General features: G+C 55.2%; 1 protein-coding gene. It reads left to right on the top strand.

Features of this window, described 5'->3' with window-relative positions; all coding sequences use genetic code 11:
* Positions 1-202: 202 nt before the first annotated feature.
* Positions 203-1,076: ArnT family glycosyltransferase (locus VKV29_RS04125; RefSeq protein ID WP_324200036.1), on the top strand; the 874-nt coding region annotated here is incomplete at its 3' end.

Below are 1,076 nucleotides of genomic sequence, written 5' to 3'. Positions count from 1 at the left end.
TCTCGGTGGAAATGTGCCTCGCCGCCTACAAAGCGGCAGAAACCGGCCAACGTGTCTTCTTCCCCTTTTCGGGTTAGAAGTAGTGCTTCCCTACCCCACTAGGGGTGCAGAGAGCTACAAAGCTTCTGCACCCCCTTCTTTCAACAGCCTAGACAATCTCTCCCGTATATTCCCATAACACAGGTAAACTCTATACGAGAACATGCTACACACGGGAACCCTTACAAAAGAAACCGCACACAAAACCGAATCGTCCCCGCTCGCCGAAATAGGTCTGCTGCTCCTCTGCCTGCTCCTCTTCTTCTGGCGACTTGGTTCCGTACCCCTCTTCGATCTCGATGAGGGCCTCTATGTGGCTTGCGCCCGCCAAATGGTTCTTCATGGAGACTGGATCACCCCACGCCTTAACAGCCACCCGCCACTAAACCCTTCTGCCTCCACAACCCCCTTTTTTGAGAAACCCATTCTTGTCTACTGGCTTGGGGCGCTCTCTATGCGCCTTTTTGGACTTACCCCTCTGGCCGCCCGACTTCCTTCGGCCATCGCAAGTCTGCTCACAACGCTGCTCGTCTGGTGGTTCGCCAAAATCGCCTTCGGACGCCGAGCAGCGGCCTGGGCAGCTCTTACCTACATGCTTGCCCCTCTCACCCTCCTCGATGCTCGCCAACTTACCACCGATGCCCTGCTCACTTTCTGGTTTACCACCATGATGCTAAGCGCCTATCTCTGTCTTGAACCACCCTCTTGGGTCACTCCCAAAATGAGGTTCGGCCTAGCCATGGTCTTCTGGGCATCTCTCGCCCTCTCCATTCTAACCAAAGGAGCTGCCGGTGCCCTGCCACTCTTTATTCTAGCCCTCTTCCTTCTTCTTAAACGCTTTACACTGCGTATCAAAGCACACAGTGGCTTTCGATTCTATCTCTCTTTGCAGTTCGCGTCGTCTCGTACTCTCCTCGCCGCATGGCGTTGCTTGTATCCCTTCCTCGGCCTCCTCCTCTGCCTGGCAATAGCCGCGCCATGGCACTACCTCATCTGGAAAGCCGGAGGCCGAGATGAGCTTGGGCACACATGGTTTC

This window comes from Chthonomonas sp. (genome assembly GCF_035294165.1).
In the GTDB taxonomy this organism is placed as follows: domain Bacteria; phylum Armatimonadota; class Chthonomonadetes; order Chthonomonadales; family Chthonomonadaceae; genus Chthonomonas.
Note: the sequence above shows the minus strand (reverse complement) of the source record. Positions and strands in the feature narration are given on the sequence as shown.